Source organism: Pseudomonas moraviensis subsp. stanleyae (assembly GCF_036283065.1).
GTDB lineage: Bacteria > Pseudomonadota > Gammaproteobacteria > Pseudomonadales > Pseudomonadaceae > Aquipseudomonas > Aquipseudomonas stanleyae.
In genome coordinates this window covers 1-21,493 of record NZ_JAADJI010000016.1, presented here as the reverse complement: position 1 = coordinate 21,493, position 21,493 = coordinate 1, and the positions used below count along the sequence as shown (strand labels likewise).

The following is a 21,493-nucleotide window of genomic DNA, read 5'->3' as shown; positions in this document are numbered from 1 at the left end:
TAGCGCTGTGAAAATGAGTGCCGATGTACGCTGAAAGCCTGGCGTGGCGCAATCGTATGTTTAAAAGGAGCAATTACATGAATGCGAAAGTTGAAGGTTCGACATCAGCTCAGAAAGTATCGCTAACGAGTGCTGGTAATATTCTTGTAGATCCGGCAAAGATTCCGGCTCAGAATTTGCCTGGCGGTGATTTGCGCATCCCGATCGCATCGCTTACGGCTCCGTTGGAATACCAGATCCCCCAACCTCCAGATCAATACGACCGGGACAGGTTGACCGTCAATTTGCGGGTAAAAGGCACTGCAACCCTGATTCCACTCGTTCCCAGACTGGATTTGGGGCCAATCACTGACCGTGTATGGCCATTGCCATTATTTATTCCCCTCGCTGACCTGAGGGAGCTTGCAACGCCGGAAGCACCCACCGAGTGGGAGTTGATCTATCAATTATTTGCAAACGGAAATAACCCGGGCGCTCCGGTTATTACTGAGTACCACATCGATAGAACCAAACCTTATCAAACCAAAACACCGGCGACTGATTTCTCCCCGCCAGCCATTTCATTTCCTGCCGACTTGCCCCCGACCAAGGATATCGATGATGACTATCTGGGCGCGAATCCTACGGGTATTGAGGTAACCTTGACGCTGGCGGCCAATGCCCATCCCACAGACGTTTGCGACATCTACTGGGGGGTGCCATCGGACCCTGCTTACGCGACCCCCGTCTTGAAAGACATTACAGTGCCGGCCTCGGGCAAAATACTGATCCCGGTTGAAATTTTTCAGAAATCAACAGAAGGTTTGAATACTCTGACTTTTGTTGTCAGAGATCTTGCGGGCAACATTAGCAGGCAATCCAAACCCAATCAGCGCAATGTTCGACGTTTGGCGCCACCCGTAGCGTTGCCGCCTGTCGTACCGTTGGCAGATGGCACTGACGGGGATACGTTGATTGATGTGGCTGACTGCAAACTGGGTGTAACTATTGAAGTACCGGTTCCACTGCCAAACTCGCCGTCTGACACCATCATTGCCAAGTGGAACGATATCGAACTGGGGGAGCAAAGAGTAGGGACCAATACCAAACTGATTTACTCTGTGGACTACACCACTGTGATCAAGGTCGCCTATGGTTCAACTGATGGGCAGGTGCTTACGACCGGCAGTTATGAAATGTTCCGCGGCTCGGGTGCTCCCATCGCCACCGGGAAAGTAGATTTCAGCGTGGATATTTCTTACCCCGGCCCTGTGAATCCGGATGAACCAAGTGAAGTAAATCCGTCGCTTGAGTTGCCTCGGTTAGTGTCTTCGCAAGGTGTAGATAATAAGCTTGATGATAATGACCACGGCGAAGACGCCAAGATTTTCATTCAACTCTATGATGCGCCTCCTACCGAATCAGCACAGAGCGTCACGGTCTTTTATGACGATCAGGAGTTGACGCCACCTTGGTTATTGCAGCCGGGTGAAGAGGGTACAGAAATCGGGCCATTTACTGTTCCCTGGCCCGTTATCGAAAAGAAACAGATCGCGGATGTGAAGATCAAGTGGCGGTTGTCGGCGGTGGGTGGGACTAATCCGGTATTCTCAGACGAAGAAACAGTTGTCGTTAATATCACAAAAATCGATCTGCCCAAAGTACTGGTGCAAGGTCTCATTTTTGATGAGATTTCATGCCCGACGCTTAATTTTCTGCCTGCCGATGACCCAAGCTTTCCGGGAGATGGCACTAATCGTCGCAATCTTAAGGTAAATATTCCGTTTAGCGCTTCGCTGGTCGATGGGCGGACAGTGACATTGAAGTGGGAAGGCTATGAAGATGAAAGTGCAACAATAGTTATTCGCGATACTTTAGTTACTAAAGATATACCTATTAGCGGAACTGTACCTCCCGAAGGTATTGACACGGATATCGGTACATACATGACCCATTTCAAACCTGTTTCCGATGGCTACGGCAAGCTCACCTATACCATCTCCGGCGTTGTTCCAGAGTCCGAAGCAGCTGTCCATTTTGTGTTCTTGCTGGATAACGACGGCGATTACTGTGAGATAGCGAATCCGATTCCTTGACCTGTGAACGGTGGGCACCGGGCAACGCTTGGTGTCCGCCGTAGTCCTTCCCCAATAGGATGGAGGTTTGTCGATTTTCCTTACATATTTGGGATAAGTCCTACATAACAACGCGTAATTACTCTTTAGCCTAGTGAACCTTTCAGATGCACGAGATTTCTTTTAAATCTCGTCAATGAAGTCGATCTTTTTCTCGAGGCAGGTTATCAGTATGCAAATACCTTTCAGGTCCTTTATTTTCCCCCCTTCCAGGATGACAGCGCTGTGTGTCTCGCTTGTGTTGCCATCTTCCTTTGTTTCCGCCGGTTCGTTGGTTGGGGGAACTGCCACTGTCAACAACGGCGACGCCATTGAAAGCTGGTTCCTGACGCAGAACGCAACGCTGAATATCAACGATGCACAGACTCTTGGTATCAATGCGGATAGCTCGAGGGTCAACATAAACGCGGGCAGTAGTACCGGGGAAATCAGTGTCAGTGATAATTCCACTCTTTCCATTGATGGTGCGACAGTCACGGGAACAAACGGACAATCAGGTCTGCTCCTCATTTCAAGCCAGGGTAACGTCAATAACAGCACCGTCAGTGGTGAAGAGTTTGGCGCCTCAGCCGTGCGGTTTTCTTCAACACAGGCCGGGTCCATCCTGAACATAACGGGTAACAGCACCATCACTGGCGTTGACGCTGGAGCACTCGCAACTTCGCATAGCTTGATCAATATCGCGGATTCCACGTTGGTTGGAACGGGCTCTACCAGTTATGGCATGTGGTTGCAGAGTGCCGATGCGATCGCCAGAAGCAGCACGATCACGGGCAACCAGAACGGCGTATTGATCGAACTGGATATCACGGGTACTGCACCGGCAACGCTTAATCTTGATAACACCACTGTCCAAGGCGTAACCGGGTCGGCGATTGTCGTCGATTTCGGCAATGTGGCTGTGGAGACGGCCACTTTGACGCTGAATAACTCCCGTTTGTTAGCCGGCAATAACACGTTGTTAGAGGTCAAAGGCGGCGCGACTGCATTGATGACGGTCAACGCCAGCACGTTGAATGGCAACATCATTGTTGAAAACGGAAGCCATTCCGAGTTGACCCTGCAGAGCAACTCCATTCTCACCGGGCGTCTGGAGAATGTCAGCAGTGCGACCATAAGTGATACGTCCCAATGGGTGTTGGTTGACAATAGTCAGGTTGAAAAACTAGTGCTTGATGGTGGCTCGATCAAGTTTGGTGACAACAATGCGTTCTACCAACTGAACGTGGCCGAATTGTCCGGGAGTGGCAAGTTCATCATGGCCACTGATCTGGCGACAGGGCGTACGGACCTGTTGAATGTCACTGGAACCGCCAGTGGTTCCCACCAGTTGCTGATCGAAAGCAGTGGTACCGAACTGCCGGCAGGTCAACCGGTTACGGTCGTCAAAACCGCTGGGGGCGATGCGGTTTTTACGCTTCCCCGTAATGTCGATCAGGGCGCTTATTCCTATGGTTTGGCCAAAAGTGGTAATGACTGGATTTTGGATCCGGAAACACGGGTTATCAGCCCTGGAGCTCGTTCGGTGCTCGCATTGTTCAACACGCCGTTGCCAGCCTGGTACGGAGAGCTAACCTCTTTGCGTACTCGAATGGGCGAGTTGCGATTGAACAGTGGCAAGGCGGGCGCGTGGGGACGCACCTATGGCAACAAGTATCAAATTGCCGATGGATCCGGTGTCGGTTACGAACAGACTCAATACGGTTTCACGCTTGGAGCGGACACACAGTTGCCGATCGGTGATGGACAATGGTTATTGGGAATCATGGGTGGCCATAGTAAATCCGATCTCAATCTCGATGCGGGCACCTCAGGTAAAGTCGACAGCTATTATCTCGGCACCTATGTCACCTGGCTGGATGCCGCGAGTGGTTACTATCTCGACGGTGTTATCAAAGCGAACCGTTTTCGCAATGATGCGAAGGTCGGTCTAAGCGACGGGCAGCGCGCCAAGGGTGACTACGACAATACGGGAGTAGGTGGTTCGATCGAGTTCGGCCGGCATATCAAATTCGATGACGGTTATTTCATAGAACCGTTCACAAAATGGTCTGCCGTGGTTATTCAGGGCAAGGATTTTTCTCTTGATAACGATTTGCATGCCGAAGGTGATCGCGCGCGCTCGCTCCTGGGTGAGGCAGGAATTACAGTAGGTCGGAACTACTCATTGAGCAACGATATTGGGGTGCAGCCCTACCTGCGTGTGGGGGGAGCTTACGAATTCGCCAAAAACAATGAAGTCCAGGTCAACAATAACGTGTTCAAGAACGATCTTTCCGGTGCACGGTCGTTGCTCGGCGCAGGGATGTCCGTGTCAATGACAGACAAGCTGCAAATGCATGCAGATTATGAATACAGTGATGGAAAAAATTTCCGCCAACCGGCGGGGCTAACCTTGGGGCTTCGTTATTCGTTCTAACGTAAGGTTGGTAGTCAATAAAAAAGGAAGCCTTGGCTTCCTTTTTTATTGACTGCGAGCAACTAAATCAGCAACCCACAACTTTGGCAGATGGGCGACGATGGATTTTTTTGGCGGGTACGCGTTGATAGGCTTCGAAATCAACTTTTACATCTATAGTCCTGCGCGTATCTTCATCCATGTTTTCGAGAGTTACGCTGATCTGTCCGGAGAAAATATGGCTCTGGGCGTCGAACGCCACTCGTGCCTGCCCCTGATACTGCGAGTAAACGACTGGTTTCCCGGAAATGCTGTTATCGACAAAAAGCACGCGCACCGTATAAGCATCCGGATAGAGACCATATGTAGCGTCCGGCTTCCCTTTTGAAAATGAGATTTTCAGTTCTTTGGTCGTGTAATCAGGTGCAGGCGTCCTTTGCGTTGCGAGCATGACATGAGCTTCACCGTGCGGCGGTGGATAGATGGCGTCGAACATCTCAACCAACCCAGCATCGAAGGGTTCTATTCCGTTTACTAAACCGTGGCATTTTCCTTGCAGTGTAGATGATGCGACTTTTGCAAGTGCGTTCATTATGCAGTCTCCGCTGTCATGACAAGTGATATCTCGCCTTCAGGAATAAACTGGCGGGATCAGCTTATCTAATGCCAAGTCAACAATTTTGTAACCTGTAAGACCTGACAGTTTACAAACCAGGTTTAGTGTGAAGCTTTATCAAAACGCCTGTCAGTCCAATGTGTGTTTCGAAGATAGCTTTGCGTATTAGCCATTCATCCAAACAACCCGGCGGCAATATTGATCGAAAAACCCAGAATCGCAGTGTTGAACACAAAACCAATCAGCGACTGCGCCAAAACGATTTTGCGCACTCCCCGAGTCGCTACGCCCACATCCGAAGTTTGCACAGCGACGCCGACGGTGAACGAGAAGTACAGAAAGTCCCAATAATTGGGGGTGGTCAGTCCTTCGGCGAAACGCAGCGCCGGCTCCTTGCCATTCCAGGTGTAAAACAATCTTGCGTAGTGCACGCAGAAAATCACCCCGATCAGCAGCCATGAGCCAATTACTGTGAATGCTGTGAAAGCGTAATGCATCAGTTTGTGGGTGCTATCCAGATCCTTGCTGCCGGCCAGTTCGTAGGTGATGGTGGCCAGACTCGCCAGCGCGGCAATGCACACCACGAACAGCACCAGCCCGGCATTTTCGTCTTCGACTTCAGCGATGCGTTTGACGTCCGGAGCCTTGGCCCGCACGGTCAGCCAGAACATCAGGATCAGGTAAGTCCAGACACCGGCGTTCCAGCCGATGAGGATTTTGCTGACAATGGAATCGGCGGGGGCCAACAGACCGGTGGCGAGGCCGAGGAGGGCGGCGGCAGACAGGCGAGGGTGGGTGCGGGCGAGGAAGCGCATGGGGACTCACGTAGGTGAATTGTCTCTGCACCATAGCGTACGCCACCTGGCTTTTGTAGGAGCTGCCGAAGGCTCGGGCCGCGATCGGACGATCTTTTGATTTTGGCTTTTCAAGATCAAAAGATCGCAGCCTCGTTGCACTCGACAGCTCCTACATTTGGATCAGTGTTGTTTGGTGAATCGTTGTACGAGCTTAATGACGACGACGAAGAACACGGGGACGAAGATGACTGCCAGCGTGGCGGTGATCATCCCGCCGATCACGCCAGTGCCGATCGCCTGCTGACTTGCCGAGCTGGCACCTGTGGCTATCGCGAGCGGCACCACGCCAAGGATGAATGCCAGCGAAGTCATCACAATCGGCCGCAGACGCAAACGCGCTGCCTGCAACGTCGCATCGATCAGGTCATGACCTTCGTCATACAGGCTCTTGGCAAATTCAATAATCAAAATCGCATTCTTCGCCGACAGCCCAATGATCGTAATCAGGCCAACCTTGAAGAACACATCGTTAGGCATCCCGCGCATCGTCACCGCCAGCACCGCGCCGAGCACACCCAGCGGTACCACCAGCAACACCGAAGTCGGGATCGACCAGCTCTCGTACAGCGCCGCCAGGCACAGGAACACCACCAGCAGCGACAAGCCGAGCAACATCGGCGCCTGATTGCCTGACAGGCGTTCCTGCAACGACAGACCGGTCCATTCCTGGCCCAGACCTTTCGGCCCCTGCGCAACTAGTCGTTCGATTTCCGCCATCGCTTCGCCGGTGCTGTGCCCCGCTGACGGTTCGCCAGAGATGGCAATCGCTGGATAGCCGTTGTACCGGGTCAACTGCGCCGGCCCTTGAATCCAGTTGGCCTGGACAAATGCCGACAGCGGCACCATGTTTCCGGCGTTGTTGCGCACGTGCATTTTCAGCAAGTCGTCCACCTGACTGCGCTGATCACCTTCAGCTTGCACGACCACGCGCTGCATGCGCCCCTGATTGGGGAAGTCGTTGATGTAGCTGGAACCCACCGCAGTGGACAGCACATTACCGATGTCGGCAAACGAAACGCCCAAGGCGTTCGCCTGCTTGCGGTCGACGATCAATTGCACTTGCGGCGCTTCGGCCAGCGCGCTTTCACGTACGTTCATCAATATCGGGCTTTTCTCTGCGGCGGCGAGTAACTCGGTACGCGCCTGCATCAACGTCGCATGGCCCAGCCCGCCGCGATCCTGCAAGCGGAACTCGAAACCACTGGACGTGCCGAGGCCATCCACCGGCGGCGGCAGTACCGAGAAGGCCATGGCGTCCTTGATCTGGCTCAGCGCCGCGTTGGCGCGCTCAGCGATCGAGCTGGCGGCATCGTCGCTGCCACGTTCCGACCAATCTTTCAGCGTCGAAAACGCCAGCGCCGCATTCTGGCCGCTACCGGAGAAGCTGAAACCCAGGATCACCACACTGTCACTGATCCCCGGCTCACCGGCATTGTGCGCTTCGAGCTGTTCGGCCACTTGCACCGTGCGGTTCTTGGTCGCGCCGGGCGGCAGTTGAATATCGGTGATGGTGTAGCCCTGATCCTCGGTCGGCAGAAACGAGGAGGGCAGGCGCGCGAAACAAAACCCGAGTCCAATCAGCAGGACGACGTAGATCATCAGGTAGCGACCAGTGCGCTTGAGCGCATAGCCGACCCAACCCTGATAGCGATCGGTCAGTTGCTCGAAACGACGATTGAACCAGCCAAAGAACCCAGACTTCTCGTGATGTTCGCCCTTGGCAACAGGCTTGAGCAAGGTCGCGCACAATGCCGGGGTCAACGTCAGGGCGAGGAACGCCGAGAACAGAATCGAGGTGGCCATCGACAGCGAGAACTGCTGATAGATCACGCCAACTGAACCCTGCATGAACGCCATCGGAATAAATACGGCAACCAGCACCAGCGTGATGCCAATAATCGCGCCGGTAATCTGCGTCATCGCCTTGCGCGTGGCTTCCTTGGGTGACAAGCCCTCGGTGGCCATGATCCGCTCGACGTTTTCCACCACGACGATGGCGTCATCCACCAGAATGCCGATGGCCAGCACCATGCCGAACATGGTCAGCACGTTGATCGAGAAGCCCAGCGCCAGCATGGTCGCGAACGTGCCCATCAGCGCCACCGGCACCACCAGCGTCGGGATCAGCGTGTAGCGCACGTTCTGCAGGAACAGAAACATCACCGCGAACACCAGCAACATCGCTTCGCCCAAGGTGTAAACCACTTTGGTGATGGAGACTTTGACGAATGGCGAAGTGTCGTACGGAATCTTGTATTCCACGCCTGCCGGGAAGTAGCGAGCCAGCTCATCCATCTTCGCCCGCACCAGGGTCGCAGTGTTCAGCGCGTTGGCGCCGGGAGAGAGCTGCACGCCCACGGCGGTGGACGGTTTGCCGTTCAGGCGCGTGCCAAATTGATATTCCTGACTGCCGATTTCCACCCGCGCGACATCACCGATGCGCACGGTGGAGCCGTCGCGATTGGCCTTGAGCACGATGTCGGCGAATTCCTGCGGCGTCGACAACTGGCCCTTGACCAGAATCGTCGCAGTGATTTCCTGCGTCGAAGGCGACGGCAGATCGCCGATGCTACCGGCGGAAACCTGGGCGTTCTGCGCAACGATGGCCTCGTTGACGTCGGCCGGCGTCAGGTTGAAGGCGATGAGTTTCTGCGGATCGATCCAGATGCGCATCGCTCGTTCGGCGCCGTACAACTGAGCCTTGCCGACACCGTCCAGACGCTTGATCTCGTTCATCACGTTGCGCGCCAGATAATCGCTGAGCGCCACGTCATCGAGCTTGCCGTCGCTGGAAGTCAAAGTGATCAGCAAAAGGAAGCCGGAAGAGACCTTCTCCACCTGCAAACCCTGCTGATTGACCGCTTGCGGCAAGCGCGACTCGACAACCTTGAGGCGGTTCTGCACATCGACCTGCGCCAGCTCCGGGTTGGTGCCCGGTTGGAACGTGGCTTTGATCGTCGCGCTGCCGAGGCTGCTCTGCGATTCGAAATAGAGCAGGTGATCGGCGCCGTTGAGCTCTTCCTCGATCAGGCTGACCACGCTTTCGTCGACGGTCTGCGCTGAGGCACCGGGGTACACCGCGTAGATTTCGATCTGCGGCGGCGCGACGTCGGGGTATTGCGCCACCGGCAACTGTGGGATGGCCAGCGCACCGGCCAACAGGATGAACAACGCGACCACCCAGGCGAATACCGGGCGGTCGATAAAGAACTGCGGCATAGAAAAGCGTCCTGCTTACTGACCAGAGGTCTGGGCAAGTGGAAGAGGGGTTTCGTCGATCTGCACCTTTTCGCCGGGACGGGCGTGTTGCAGGCCTTCGGTGACGATGCGGTCGCCGGGCTTAAGACCACCGGTGACGATCCAGCGATTGTTCTGCACCGCACCCAGTTGCACCGGTTGCTGCGCCACGCGCATCTGCTCGTCGACGGTGAGCACTTGGGCAATGCCCGCGCTGTCACGCTGCACCGCGCGTTGCGGCACGGTGATGCCGTTCTGGATGGTTGCCTGCTCAAGGCGTACGCGGATGAAACTGCCCGGCAGCAGGTCGAGATCCGGGTTGGGAAACTCGCTGCGCAGGATGATCTGACCGGTGCCCGGGTCAACGGTGATATCGCTGAACAGCAGCTTGCCCGGCAGCGGGTACAGGCTGCCGTCATCCTGAATCAGCGTGGCCTTGACCTGATCCTGGCCGACTTCCTGCAACTGCCCGGAGCGAAATGCGCGACGCAATTCATTGAGCTCGCGAGTCGACTGGGTCAGGTCGGCATGGATCGGGTTGAGTTGCTGAATCAGCGCCAGTGGCGTGGTTTCGTTCTGCCCGACCAGCGCACCCTCGGTGACCAGCGCGCGACCGATACGGCCGGAAATCGGTGCGGTGACGGTGGCATAACCGAGGTTCAGTTTCGCCCGTTCAAGCGCTGCCTTGCTGGCGGCGACATCGGCAGCAGTCTGCCGGGCGGCAGCGCGGGCGTTGTCGTAGTCTTGACCGCTGATGGCCTTGTCATCGATCAACTGCGCATAGCGCTGTTCTTGCAGTTTCGCCTGAAAAGCGTTGGCCTCAGCTTTGCGCAGCGCTGCTTCGGCACTGTCCAGATCCGCCTTGAACGGCGCCGGGTCAATGCGGAACAGCACATCACCCTTTTTCACATCGCTGCCTTCGCGATAGGTGCGCTGCAACACCACGCCCGCCACTCGCGCACGCACTTCGGCAATCCGTGGCGCGGCGATGCGGCCGCTCAGTTCGCTGCTGATCGACAGGGGTTGGGCTTTGATGGTCTCGATGCGCACCGTCGCCGGTGGCGCTTGCTCTTCGGCGTTCGAGGACGAATCACAAGCGCTCAGCGTCAGCGCCAATGCGATCAGGCCGAGCCCGGCCAGCAGTTTTCCAGACATGTACAACCCCCAATATTGAAGGCCGCATCCTACGGCCAGACGGGGAGGTTAGCGGTGAAGCTTTGTAGTTGCTGTGTGAAATTGTGTAAGGGTTTTGCTCAGTGGCGGGTGAGGGCGTATATCCTGCAGGCCTTGAAATTTATTGCGACAGTTCGGTCGCTTTCGCGAGCAGGCTTGCTCCCACAGAGGATCGCATTCCAACTGTAGGAGTGAGCCTGCTCGCGAGGAGGCCCGAACTGTCGCCACAGCATTTTCTGGAACACCCATGCCCAACATCCTCCTGGTCGAAGACGACACCGCCCTCGCCGAACTGATTTCCAGCTACCTGGAGCGCAACGGTTATTCCGTCAACGTCATCGGCCGTGGCGACCACGTGCGCGAGCGGGCGCGGATCAGTCCGCCGGATCTGGTGATCCTCGACCTCATGCTGCCGGGCCTCGACGGCTTGCAGGTGTGCCGCTTGCTGCGCGCCGATTCGGCGACGCTGCCAATCCTCATGCTCACGGCCCGAGATGACAGTCATGATCAGGTGCTGGGCCTGGAAATGGGTGCGGACGACTACGTGACCAAACCCTGCGAGCCACGGGTGCTGCTCGCGCGGGTGCGTACGTTGTTACGGCGCAGCAGCCTCGGCGAACCGCTGGCGGTCAACGATCGCATCGTCATGGGCAATCTGTGCATCGATCTGTCCGAACGCACCGTGACCTGGCGCGATCAGGCAGTTGAGCTGTCCAGCGGCGAATACAATTTGCTGGTGGTGCTGGCCCGGCACGCCGGCGAAGTACTGAGTCGTGACCAGATTCTGCAGCGGCTGCGCGGCATCGAATTCAACGGCACCGACCGCTCGGTGGACGTGGCCATTTCCAAGCTGCGGCGCAAATTCGATGATCACGCCGGCGAGGCGCGCAAGATCAAGACCGTGTGGGGCAAGGGCTATCTGTTCAGCCGCTCCGAATGGGAATGCTGAGCTGATGTTTCGCATCCTGTTTCGCCTGTATCTGGTGACGATCGTCTCCTATAGCGCGGCGATCTATCTGGTGCCGGACCTTGTAGTCATGGCTTTCCGCGATCGCTTCGTCACCTACAATCTGGACTTTTCTCGCGGTCTGCAATCGCTGATCACCAAGCAGTTTCATGCTGCGCCGCAAGAGCAGTGGCCGGCGATTGCGGCGGTGATGGACAAGGAATTCCAGCCGCTGCACATCGTTCTGACGCCAATCGACGACCCGGTGTTCACGCCCATCGAGCAGGAACGTCTGCACCGTGGGGAGAACGTTGTGCGCATCGGCGACTGGGGCTGGCGAACGCTGGCGGTCACTCCACTGAATGGCGAAATGGCCGTGCGCATGGTCGTGCCGCCGGATCCGGTCGACGTTGATCTGTTGTACTGGAGCATCAACGTGCTTATCGGCGCCATGTTGCTCGGCTGCCTGCTGCTCTGGTTGCGCCCGCACTGGCGCGATCTGGAACGGCTGAAAGGCACCGCCGAACGCTTCGGTAAAGGTCACTTGAGCGAGCGAACCAGAATCGCCCCGAGTTCGAACATCGGCAGCCTCGCCAACGTGTTCGACACTATGGCCGGCGATATCGAAAACCTGCTCAACCAGCAACGCGACCTGCTTAACGCTGTTTCCCATGAACTGCGGACGCCGTTGACGCGTCTGGATTTCGGCCTGGCGCTGGCGCTGTCCGAAGACTTGCCAGCCGCCAGTCGCGAGCGCTTGCAGAGCCTGGTCGAGCATATTCGTGAGCTGGATGAGTTAGTGCTGGAGTTGCTTTCCTACAGCCGTTTGCAGAATCCGGCGCAATCGCCCGAGCGCATCGAGGTGTCGCTGGACGAGTTCATCGACAGCATTCTCGGCAGTGTCGACGAAGAGCTGGAGTCGCCGGAAATTGTGATTGACGTTCTCTTGCACGGTCAGCTGGAACGCTTCGCGCTGGACCCGCGCCTGACCGCCCGAGCCATCCAGAACCTGTTGCGCAATGCCATGCGCTATTGCGAAAAACGCATTCAGATCGGCGTGCAGGTCAACGCCGGCGGGTGTGAGATCTGGGTCGACGATGATGGCATCGGCATTCCCGACGACGAGCGCGAACGGATTTTCGAACCGTTCTACCGGCTCGATCGTAGCCGTGATCGCGCGACGGGTGGGTTCGGCCTGGGCCTGGCGATCAGCCGCCGCGCGCTGGAAGCGCAGGGCGGCACGCTGACGGTTGAAGGTTCGCCGTTGGGTGGTGCGCGATTCAGGCTGTGGTTGCCGGCCACGGCCTGAATCGTATGACGGATATCAGGGCTGCGTCGCGCCGCTGGTCTGCAGCACACATTGCTGGGTTTTACTGTCCCAGACCTGGCCTTTCGGGCACTCGGGCTTTTTCACCGCATCGCTTTCATCGACGCCGAAAACAGCAGGGCTGGACAGGGCGGCGACCAGCAGCGGGACGGCAAATAGTGCTTGGCGGATATTCATGGTCGATCTCCACTTTCATCGGCTCGGAGCGGAAGTTGTTGTTCTCCTTTGCAGAGACTGTTCAGTTCTCAGGAAGATTCAAATTTGTGCGGCTGGACCGACGCCGCCGCGGCCGAATTGCGCCGCTCCTGAATCCCGCGAACTACCAGATACAACAACGGCCCTACTGAAACGAACACTGCCGTCAGCAGCAAATAAGGCACTACCGATAACACCGAGCGGCCGCGAGCCCGGGCGTCCTTGACCATCCACACCCCGGCCAGTGTCGCCAGCAGGTACAGATCGATGACTACTTGCGCAGTGTCCGGTCGTGACATCAGGCTGAGGCCGAAGTCGATCAGGGATTGTTCAGCCTGGAGCATTACCGAAATGGTGTAACCGCTGAACGCGAGCAAAGCGGTGAGAGGCAGGGCGATGGACATCATGCTTTCCTTCCTTGGTGTGATGAGCAGAATCGCCAGCCTACCGGCGCGACGCGCAATTGACCATTGACTTGTCATCTGACGGCAGGCTAATTTCCAGCCCATGACTTTCACCGTATCGCGCTGCCAGCCAAGCATTATTACCGCCATTCCTTATTTGGCGGGTTAGCTCACGACTGCAGCACCCAACCCGCCCTAGAGGCGGGTTTTTACTTTCTGTCTCCGGGGTTCTGATAAATGTCAGGAGACGATCATGCCGCACAGCCCCGACCAGCAAGCCCTGCTTGAGCACTACGTGAAAAAGATCCTGGCCGCGCCGGTGTACGACATTGCGGTGCGCACACCGTTGCAGTCGGCGCCAGCGTTGTCGGAAACGTTGGGCAATCGGGTCCTGCTCAAGCGCGAAGATCTGCAACCGACGTTTTCTTTCAAGATCCGTGGTGCCTACAACAAACTCGTGCAGTTGAGCGATGAGCAGAGAGCGCGGGGAGTGATTACGGCATCGGCGGGTAATCACGCGCAGGGTGTAGCGCTGGCGGCACGGGAGTTGGGCATCTGCGCAACGATCGTGATGCCGTCTACCACCCCTGAGCTCAAAGTCCTCGGCGTGCGCAGTCGTGGTGCCGAAGCCCTGCTGCATGGAGAGAGTTTCCCGTTTGCTCTGGCCCACGCGTTGCATTTGGCTGAGCAGAGCGGATGCACGTTCGTTTCACCCTTCGATGATCCTGACGTGATCGCCGGCCAAGGCACCGTGGCGATGGAAATCCTCCGCCAGCATCAAGGCGCGCTGGACGCGATCTTCATCCCGGTCGGCGGCGGAGGTTTGATCGCCGGTATCGCCGCCTACGTCAAATACCTGCGCCCGGAAGTGCGGATCATTGGCGTCGAATCCGAACATTCGGCCTGTCTGCAAGCCGCTTTGCGCGCGGACGAGCGGGTGGTTCTACCAAGCGTCGGTACCTTTGCCGATGGCGTAGCGGTTGCGCAGATCGGCGCGTATGGCTTCGAGGTTTGCCGCTTCTGCGTAGATGAAGTGATCACGGTCAGCAATGACGAGCTCTGCGCGGCGATCAAGAACATTTATGACGATACGCGTTCGATTACTGAACCTTCAGGTGCGCTGGCCGTGGCGGGGATCAAGCAGTACGTGGCGCGCAGTGGGATTCGCGGCCAGACCTTCGTCGCCATCGATTCAGGGGCCAACATCAACTTCGACAGCCTGCGCCACGTCGCCGAGCGCGCCGCTGCTTGCGGCGTGCCGTCGTGATGATCGCTGCGGTTATTCCTGCAGGGCGGTGCCGATTTTTTCCGACGCCGACCAGATGCGATAGCGCACTTCGACATCCGAAGGCGCGTAAACCACGACTGGCAACTTGCTGTTGTAGCGCAACATGAAGCCGTCACCGACGACCGGCACGAAGGCGCGCTTTTTCTGGCTGCCGGGCGGGCAGGCCATCAGCGTGCTCATCGGGCCTATGACCTTTTCCAGGCGATAGAACGGATAGCCCCAGCCTTGCAGATTATTTTCATCGAGCACACCGCCAAGACGCTGGCGGTTGCAATCCACTTCCAGAGTTTTGCCAGCGAGAATTTCAACCTGGAAATCCTCTTCCTGCTCTTGTTTGGGTAGATGAATGACCTGTCGGGTGAATCCGGCTTCGGCTTTGGGATACGGCGCGACATCTTCGAGCTTGGCGGCGTTGGCGAGGGTGGACAGGCTGGCGATACACAGGCCAGTGATCGCGCAAATGCGTAAGGAATACATGGAAGCCTCCGTGCGGTCGAATTGGAATGGTAGACATTCTTGCCGCCATGGTCTTCGAAAGCAAATCCACCCGGGATTGCATATTGCAGGGGATGGGTGGTCGACTCATGCATTTTGCAAATAGCAAAATGCTGGCGACGTTTCCAAGTGATTGATTTTTCGAGAGGCGAAACGAGCCGACCAAAGGCACGTTTTATGCGTTATTCAAGTGCGGCGCACCGGATTTGGGCGCCTACACTCCAATGGGCATTTCGCAGTACCACCACTTGCCGCACCAGGGAAACAGCGGGGGCACACCCGTGAAGGCGCAGCAAAGGGTCAGCGTGAATACTTGATTGGCAATCGCACAGAAAGGAGAGGGTTCGCCATGTTTTTATCTGCCTTGGAACTACGCAATATCATTGAAAGCAGCTTCCTGCCGAAACGCTGCCAGTGCACGCTGACACCAGACTTGTCGATGTCCGTCAAAGTATTTGGCGATCATCGAACCGATCAGGCCGAGCTCTACGTCAGCGGCATCGATGCAAGCCGCCTGAACAGCTGCCGTGAAATCAACAACCTGGTCGCAGAACTGCGTTCCGATCTCGCGCTGCAAACTACGACACATCAAACCAGCGCTCGTTCTAGAGCCGTTTAACCCACCGTTTCACCCAGTTCGACCGTCACGCGCCGGGCCTGCACAAAACCAAGGCCCAGCGCGAACTCAACCAGCACCGCGAGCAAAATCCCGGGGCCGGCATGGCCGTTGAGCCATTCGCCAAAACCCAGCGCCGACAAACCGAAACAGCCGACGATAAACCCATTGCTCAGTGCACTGCGTGTCGCTGACGGCGGAGCATTACGCAGCAAATAAAACATCACCCCCAACGCCGCAAACAGCACCGCGCTGCGCCGAGCGACTACGCCGGTGCCTTCCGAATAGCCAATACTCCAGATCGCCAGCAACACCTCCGGAAAAAATCCCCAGACCAGCGCCAGCAGAAAACACAGGATGGAAGTGAAGCTCGACAGCGTGCGAAACGACAACTGCATGGCCAGTCCTTGCGGCAGTAGGGAAGGCCTTGAGCATACCCGCCGAAACCACCGCACGCCTATGGCCAAGCGGAAAATCAGAATCGTCTGTCAGTTCTGCTGACTGCACGCGTCAGATAATTTCCAGTAGCTGATTCCTCGGGCTTACCGGCTTTGTCGATGTACTTCATATCGGCCGTAACCACTTTGCACAATTGCGTTGGTGGCTCGGTCAACGACACCACTTTGGATGTGGCAGAGATGTCATTGGCCTAGGCCAGCCCGGCAAATGCGATGCAGCCGAGGGCGGCGCTGAGCGATAAAGGGCGAATGTTCATGAGAGGACTCCCGTGTGGCGGTTCTAGAATTCCGCGTGATTCACTCGAACCTGCCGCACTGGGCGCCAGCCAGAATGGCTGAGGGCGTGCGGTTCAGTAGAGTAGCCTGTACACGGGCGCCTCCCAACGTTTGGTCACGGCTATGGCGGTTACTTTCTAATACAGTTGAGTAATCAAATTGCCAATAGTTAAGCCGCTACAAAGCCGCTATCTCCCCCCAGCAGCAACGTCACCGAAACCCCGACGCTGCTCATCGACACCCAAGCCAACCCGAAAGACATCCTCGAAGCTGCAGTTCAACGCATCCGCGCCTCTGCCGATCTGCTCGAAGCCTTGCATTGCCTATGCTTCAAGCACGCCGACGTGCAGGACACTCCACACATCACCCATGCGGTTTACCTGCTGACGCAGGATGGCAATGATTTGCTGCAGGTGGCGCAGCAGCAGATGTTGAGTTGGAAGGCGCCGGTTTGATGAGAAAATGATAGGACGTGGCCACGGGAAGGAGTGAGAAACGACCCGTGTTTCAGCGTGGCAAGGTTTCCGTTTCGTGACGAAGCGGATCCCGCACCGTCGATGCCCACATCAACTCGATACGATTGTTCGGAAGAAAATAGACATGCAACGTGTCATCGCCGCGGTTGCGTGAGGGTAAGTGCACTTGCACTTCGTGTCTTTCGATCTTCATCCCCTGGTCCTCTTGAGCTTTAGACATGCTCAGAATCCACGCAACTTTAGCGGTGTTGCCATCGATGCTCCAACAGCAGGTCACGCCTCCGTTACCGCCCCAGTGATCATTTACCCAATAGCTACCGATGGGACGATCGGTGTAGTTGTGGGGTGTAAGGGCAGCACCGGGCGTACGAACACCGTCAAGAATTAGAGAAGTCACAAAAGCGGCCAGCAGCACTGCCACGCAGATCACTATCTTCGTGCGACTGGATATGGGCGCTTGACTGAATCGCATATTTTTACTGCGCCTCACTGCTTTCCGACACCGTCTTGGTTGGTCGGGGTTCAAATGGGCTAAACAAGTCAGGACTCCATCCGAGCCGTACTTTATTACCCGGATCAAAGCGCACATGCAGGTACTGATCGTGCGGGCCGCGCTGTGGAAGCGAAAGCTGAATTTCATGGCGCTCTTCTACCGCGCCCTGTATTTGCTGCTGTTGGGTCATGTCCACTATCCAGGTGACTTTAGCTGTGTCTCCCTCAAATTTGGAGCAGCACATTATTCCACCGCCACCCATTGCGAACACATTGCCGCCCCAAAAGTCATTTATCCAAAAGCTGAATATTGGCCGATCTGTGTAATTTTCTGATGTCAGCATGGCGCCGGGCGTACGAAATAGATGAATGATTTTTGGGGTGGCGTAGCTAATCAGCAGAGCTAGTAAAGCAACGGCTATTCGCCTTCTTCGCCATGTTCGTTTTCGACGTGCGTCCGCAGCAATATCTATCAAGCGCATGAAATCCAAACTAGAAAAGCAATATTGAGTCTTTGAGACTGAAATGAATCTTCCTGAGTTTAGGTTGATGCACCGGGAACCTCTGCTGAAGGTTTCCGCATCATCTGTTCCAGATAGTCGGGGGCCATCCCTTTGGTTTTATTCAGGCTCGGCATGTCGAACTCTCGAACGCGAAAGTATTTAGGTATCGGAATACCTGTGCCCCGAGGTATCTGTTGGATCATGTATTGATCGTTTACGTAAAATTCGAGTAGATCTTCAACGTCGAAACTAAGGCCTTTGGGGACAGCAGCGAACCACTCGTCTAGCAGTGCTTTTACTGGGCCAGATGGGAAGCTGGTTTTCAACCTCCAGGCTTCGCGGTCAACGTCCTCAAGCCAACTTAGCTCGGCGCGGAGGGCAGCCTTGCCTTGCTGAGTTTGCTTGAGAGCCTGATCGCGTTTTGCTGCTTGAGCGGCGCTTTCGCTGCTCATCCCTAGCGCTCGTGCGATTGAGCCTTGTTTGCTAAAAATAGGACGTTGCAGGCGCTCTTCTTGGTCGTCATATGCTTGATGCTGCCCACGATACAACTCCCATAAACCACGCAAACGTTGGATATACAATCGACGATGGGCTAGGAAGCTTTCAGCAGATACTTTTTTATTACCCGCTTTACTCATGTAATCTTTGCTCGCGCCGATCGCGCTTGCGCCGTTGATATGATCGTTCAGTATGAAATACTCGGCGATATCTGGCTGGCTCTCATGCAATTCGTCAAGTGTAGGAAAGGGAACTCCTGCCTTTCGGGCAGCTTGATACATTTCATGCAAACTTGCTAGTTGAAGCTCAGTGCTATGAGCGACGTCGGTTTTTTTCAAACCGCCTCCCACGTCGTAGCTCGTCCCTGGTACTAATCGTTCCTCCCATTTAGGAGTGGACGGACCAGTGCCGATCAGCCTGGAGCGGCGAGAATCCTGGCACTCATGGGCGGCAACAAGATGAAGCGCAGATTTAACGGGCCCAGCGAGGCACTCGCCGTCATCCACAATGTTCACAAACGGGATAAAATATTCCAGTAAAATAGAGCTGTCGCCGCTTCGATCCACCGCGTCAAACAATCCGGCGAAATTCACTTCGAGTTGGGCGCCTTTAAAAACATTTGTTGCGGGATCACACTCTTCGAACAGTTTATGGGTGAATGCTCGAGCAAGACTCGCCCCGAAGTCATATCCAAAGACAGAGATGGAAATACGCTTTACAGGCGCGCCACTTTTTTCTTTTGCATCAGCGAGTGTCTTTTCTACGACTTTAAATGCTGCCTCAAGTCGCGTATCAACGCCTGTTTTGAAAAAAGTAGCGGTATACTCGTTGTCTCGAGTTATTCCGAAAAGATCTAGCCCCGCCGGCGCTGCGGCTTTAATAGCTCCGGAGATGACATTGCCAACCTTCAGGTTGTTTAACAAAGATTCCCACCATTTTTTACCCGTGAGAATATCTTTTGCTGCATCAAGTGGGCTCTTACTGAAAGTGTCTTCGGGGGATTTCAAAGCGCTGTCTTTGGCTCGGCTCAACGCGCCATCAATGCCAGCCCCGCTGGTAGCAGCGCCGCCGCCGAGTGACGCATCGAAGTCAGACCCTAGACCGGATATGTAGAATCTGCGGCGATCCACATTTGTTTGAATTTTGTCTTGGCCAGTGTCATCCGGATGTGCGAAAAACAGGCGGGCCACATTGCTTAGGTTACCTTCCTGAATATCGTTGACCGAATTTCGACCGAACCCATCAAAAAAAAATGAGATGTGTAGCGTGGACTCGCAGGGCAAAACTGATTTTTTCTGCCCGTCAGTAACTGCGCAAGCTTTTGTACTGACCGTCTGAGCACGATCTAGATTAGAGTTTCCGCTCATTTCAGGCTTCCTTGCTCCGGATTGGTTGAAGATCTATGGAATTTTTCGAATGGGCTAACGAGGTCAGGACTCCATTTCAGTTCTACGATATTTCCAGGAAGGAATCGTACGTGAAGAAATTCATCTGTCCTCTGACGTTCAGGTAAGGGAAGAATTCTTTCATGAGTTTCTTTTTTTACCCCTTGACGGAGTTGCTCTCCAGTTCGGCTAAGAATCCAAGTTACTTTTACAGTGGGCCCTTGAATTTTTTTGCAGCACATAGTGCCGCCGCCTCCCATTGCGGCGAGATTTCCGCCCCAGAAATCGTTTATCCAAAAGCTTAGAATAGGCCGATCCATATAGTTCGCAGATGTCAACATCGCACCCGGCGTACGAAACTGGTTATAAAGATACGATCCAATGAAAGGCAGCAGTAAAACGAATACCCCAATGAAAAGGTTGCGGCGACGCCATATTTTTTGCCGCTTAGTATTCATAGCCACGGTCATTTACGTAAATCCTTTATCCAGCAGTGCATCTTGAATATCCAGAAAAATGAGACAGAAAGCGCTGATCAACATGTTCATCACGACACTCATTCCGAGAACTCTCGCATCACCACGCCAAGCGGCAACTTCTCTCCAATTGCCCGTTCTTTCGCCTTTTCCCACATCGGCCAGTTCGCCGGAAATTCGCGGTCCATCAATTGCAGGCTGGCAAAGAGAGTGACGTCTTCCGCGTCTGTTAAACCTTCACTGCGGCCAGCGTCCAGCGCTTCTTTCACTTGTTTCAAACGGGCGCTGTGACAGGTGCTGGCAAACACTTCAGGCGCTTCTTTTTCCAGTTCAGTGGTGAGGCTGTAGGGTAGGGGATCGATCTCCATGTCCGTCCACAGCTTTCCGTCGAGGAAAATAGGCTCGTATCTTCCGGGCTTTTCGAGGTTGAGCCCCTTCAGACACTGCCATTGATCTTCCTCTGCTGGCACCCACCATTCCTTCAGTGGGCCAAACAGCCACGCATGCCAAGACAGATCATCGCGTGCGTGCAGCATCGGCACCACTTCTGGCGCGTAGCTACGAATCATCAGGACTTCGCCAGCTTCATTTTTTGCCAGCAACGCATCACTCAGGTGAGCAGCGAGCTTGTCGGCTGGGCAGTCGGTACGAATCCAACTGGCCATCGCGGTGCAGCCGGTGAAGTGTTCGTGAGCGAGAAAGGCCTCGAATTCCATGTGGCTAACGTCGACCAGCCAAGGACCGTAGTTGCGCAGTTCGGAGAATTCCGGTTGCACCATCAACGGCCGTCGCGACGGCTCAGCTCTAATGAACTGCAATCGAGCGGATTCCGGCAACAGGCCGGTTTCAACGATCGCGAATATCGCCTGAGCGTTCTTTTGCGCTTCGCTCCAGGCTTTCGCTGCGTCACTCTTTGTCATCAATTGGCCCCCGATTGCAGGGCGAGCTTTTCGCGCATGGCTTTTTTCAGGCATTCAACGCAGATGCCGGTAGGTGCTTTGAGTTTCGGCGTCACGGCGAGGGACTCCGCCTGCATCATCTGGTTAGCGCGGGTTTGCATCAGGCGTCCGGCGTTATCAACGGCTGCGAGGCCCGGAATGAATGGTGCAAGTATCTGAATACCTGTACCTGATCCAGGCGCACCACCGGTATTCACCTTCACCTCAGCCCCACTAATCGTCACACCACCGGCATCAACCTTCACAAAACTCCCGCCAGCCTTGGCCGTGAGCTCCATGCCGCCCTCAACCACAACCTTCTCAA

The 21,493-nt window shown here is 55.5% G+C and carries 18 protein-coding genes and 4 pseudogenes; 7 read left to right on the top strand and 15 right to left on the bottom strand.

Translation table 11 applies throughout. From position 1 onward, the window contains the following. Positions 1–77 precede the first annotated feature (77 nt). Together GXB78_RS25690 and GXB78_RS25685 are read left to right on the top strand one after the other, a co-directional pair. A complete protein-coding gene (locus GXB78_RS25690; RefSeq protein WP_329517526.1) occupies positions 78–2,075 on the top strand; it encodes a hypothetical protein in 1,998 nt (665 codons plus the stop codon). A gap of 211 nt (positions 2,076–2,286) precedes the next feature. Beyond that, the gene (locus GXB78_RS25685) at positions 2,287–4,533 is read left to right on the top strand and encodes an autotransporter outer membrane beta-barrel domain-containing protein (protein WP_329517525.1); all 2,247 of its coding nucleotides are present in this window, start codon (positions 2,287–2,289) and stop codon (positions 4,531–4,533) included. 67 nt (positions 4,534–4,600) lie between these two features. Here GXB78_RS25685 and GXB78_RS25680 read toward each other — a convergent pair whose 3' ends face one another. The 4 genes from GXB78_RS25680 to GXB78_RS25665 form a co-directional block, all read right to left on the bottom strand. Beyond that, positions 4,601–5,104 carry a hypothetical protein gene (locus tag GXB78_RS25680; protein ID WP_329517524.1) on the bottom strand — a complete coding sequence of 168 codons (504 nt, stop codon included), beginning with the start codon at positions 5,102–5,104 and terminating at the stop codon, positions 4,601–4,603. Positions 5,105–5,301: 197 nt separating this feature from the next. Further along, complete coding sequence (locus GXB78_RS25675; protein WP_329517523.1) at positions 5,302–5,943, bottom strand: DUF1345 domain-containing protein; 642 nt, start codon at positions 5,941–5,943, stop codon at positions 5,302–5,304. Positions 5,944–6,105: 162 nt separating this feature from the next. Continuing rightward, positions 6,106–9,204: an efflux RND transporter permease subunit gene (locus GXB78_RS25670; RefSeq protein WP_329517522.1), complete on the bottom strand. Its 3,099-nt coding sequence runs from the start codon at positions 9,202–9,204 to the stop codon at positions 6,106–6,108. A 15-nt stretch (positions 9,205–9,219) separates the two neighbouring features. Then, positions 9,220–10,377, bottom strand: a complete 1,158-nt coding sequence (locus GXB78_RS25665) for an efflux RND transporter periplasmic adaptor subunit (RefSeq protein ID WP_329517521.1) — start codon at positions 10,375–10,377, stop codon at positions 9,220–9,222. 265 nt (positions 10,378–10,642) lie between these two features. Between GXB78_RS25665 and GXB78_RS25660 the strand changes: the two genes are divergently transcribed. Together GXB78_RS25660 and GXB78_RS25655 are read left to right on the top strand one after the other, a co-directional pair. Next, positions 10,643–11,344, top strand: coding sequence for a response regulator transcription factor (locus tag GXB78_RS25660; protein ID WP_329517520.1), 702 nt, complete (start codon positions 10,643–10,645; stop codon positions 11,342–11,344). 4 nt (positions 11,345–11,348) lie between these two features. Continuing rightward, positions 11,349–12,650 carry an ATP-binding protein gene (locus GXB78_RS25655; protein WP_329517519.1) on the top strand — a complete coding sequence of 434 codons (1,302 nt, stop codon included), beginning with the start codon at positions 11,349–11,351 and terminating at the stop codon, positions 12,648–12,650. 15 nt (positions 12,651–12,665) lie between these two features. Here the strand turns inward: GXB78_RS25655 and GXB78_RS25650 are convergent, their stop codons facing one another. Together GXB78_RS25650 and GXB78_RS25645 are read right to left on the bottom strand one after the other, a co-directional pair. Further along, a complete protein-coding gene (locus GXB78_RS25650; protein WP_329517518.1) occupies positions 12,666–12,845 on the bottom strand; it encodes a hypothetical protein in 180 nt (59 codons plus the stop codon). A 68-nt stretch (positions 12,846–12,913) separates the two neighbouring features. Then, positions 12,914–13,270 (bottom strand): DUF2834 domain-containing protein, encoded by a 357-nt coding sequence (locus tag GXB78_RS25645; RefSeq protein WP_329517517.1) that lies wholly within the window; start codon positions 13,268–13,270, stop codon positions 12,914–12,916. 230 nt (positions 13,271–13,500) lie between these two features. Here GXB78_RS25645 and ilvA point away from each other — a divergent pair. Continuing rightward, positions 13,501–14,510 (top strand): annotated as a pseudogene (ilvA, locus tag GXB78_RS25640) (threonine ammonia-lyase, biosynthetic); the annotation flags it as partial. 36 nt (positions 14,511–14,546) lie between these two features. Here the strand turns inward: ilvA and eco are convergent. Beyond that, positions 14,547–15,032, bottom strand: a complete 486-nt coding sequence (gene eco / locus GXB78_RS25635; RefSeq protein ID WP_329517516.1) for a serine protease inhibitor ecotin — start codon at positions 15,030–15,032, stop codon at positions 14,547–14,549. Positions 15,033–15,399: 367 nt separating this feature from the next. Here eco and GXB78_RS25630 point away from each other — a divergent pair, with 367 nt between their 5' ends. Beyond that, the gene (locus GXB78_RS25630; RefSeq protein ID WP_329517515.1) at positions 15,400–15,669 is read left to right on the top strand and encodes a DUF1652 domain-containing protein; all 270 of its coding nucleotides are present in this window, start codon (positions 15,400–15,402) and stop codon (positions 15,667–15,669) included. On the opposite strand, the gene GXB78_RS25625 is transcribed toward GXB78_RS25630, so the two are convergent. Both GXB78_RS25625 and GXB78_RS25620 read right to left on the bottom strand, forming a co-directional pair. After that, complete coding sequence (locus tag GXB78_RS25625) at positions 15,666–16,064, bottom strand: hypothetical protein (protein WP_329517514.1); 399 nt, start codon at positions 16,062–16,064, stop codon at positions 15,666–15,668. The genes GXB78_RS25630 and GXB78_RS25625 overlap by 4 nt on opposite strands. 90 nt (positions 16,065–16,154) lie before the next feature. Then, positions 16,155–16,381, bottom strand: a pseudogene (locus GXB78_RS25620) (DUF2790 domain-containing protein). A gap of 178 nt (positions 16,382–16,559) precedes the next feature. Here GXB78_RS25620 and GXB78_RS25615 point away from each other — a divergent pair. Continuing rightward, a pseudogene (locus GXB78_RS25615) lies at positions 16,560–16,855 on the top strand (hypothetical protein). A 52-nt stretch (positions 16,856–16,907) separates the two neighbouring features. Here GXB78_RS25615 and GXB78_RS25610 read toward each other — a convergent pair. The 6 genes and pseudogenes from GXB78_RS25610 to GXB78_RS25585 all read right to left on the bottom strand — a co-directional run. Then, a complete protein-coding gene (locus tag GXB78_RS25610) occupies positions 16,908–17,297 on the bottom strand; it encodes a DUF3304 domain-containing protein (RefSeq protein WP_329517513.1) in 390 nt (129 codons plus the stop codon). Between the two features lie 55 nt (positions 17,298–17,352). Next, entirely contained in the window at positions 17,353–17,850 is a 498-nt protein-coding gene (locus GXB78_RS25605) for a DUF3304 domain-containing protein (RefSeq protein WP_329517512.1), read from the bottom strand. A 59-nt stretch (positions 17,851–17,909) separates the two neighbouring features. Next, the gene (locus tag GXB78_RS25600) at positions 17,910–19,736 is read right to left on the bottom strand and encodes a phospholipase effector Tle1 domain-containing protein (RefSeq protein WP_329517511.1); all 1,827 of its coding nucleotides are present in this window, start codon (positions 19,734–19,736) and stop codon (positions 17,910–17,912) included. Beyond that, positions 19,733–20,224, bottom strand: coding sequence for a DUF3304 domain-containing protein (locus GXB78_RS25595; protein ID WP_329517510.1), 492 nt, complete (start codon positions 20,222–20,224; stop codon positions 19,733–19,735). Before GXB78_RS25595 ends, GXB78_RS25600 begins: the two co-directional genes overlap by 4 nt. Before the next feature lie 86 nt (positions 20,225–20,310). Then, complete coding sequence (locus tag GXB78_RS25590; protein ID WP_329517509.1) at positions 20,311–21,204, bottom strand: DUF4123 domain-containing protein; 894 nt, start codon at positions 21,202–21,204, stop codon at positions 20,311–20,313. Beyond that, positions 21,150–21,493 (bottom strand): annotated as a pseudogene (locus GXB78_RS25585) (type VI secretion system tip protein VgrG); the annotation flags it as partial. The pseudogene GXB78_RS25585 and the gene GXB78_RS25590, both read right to left, overlap by 55 nt.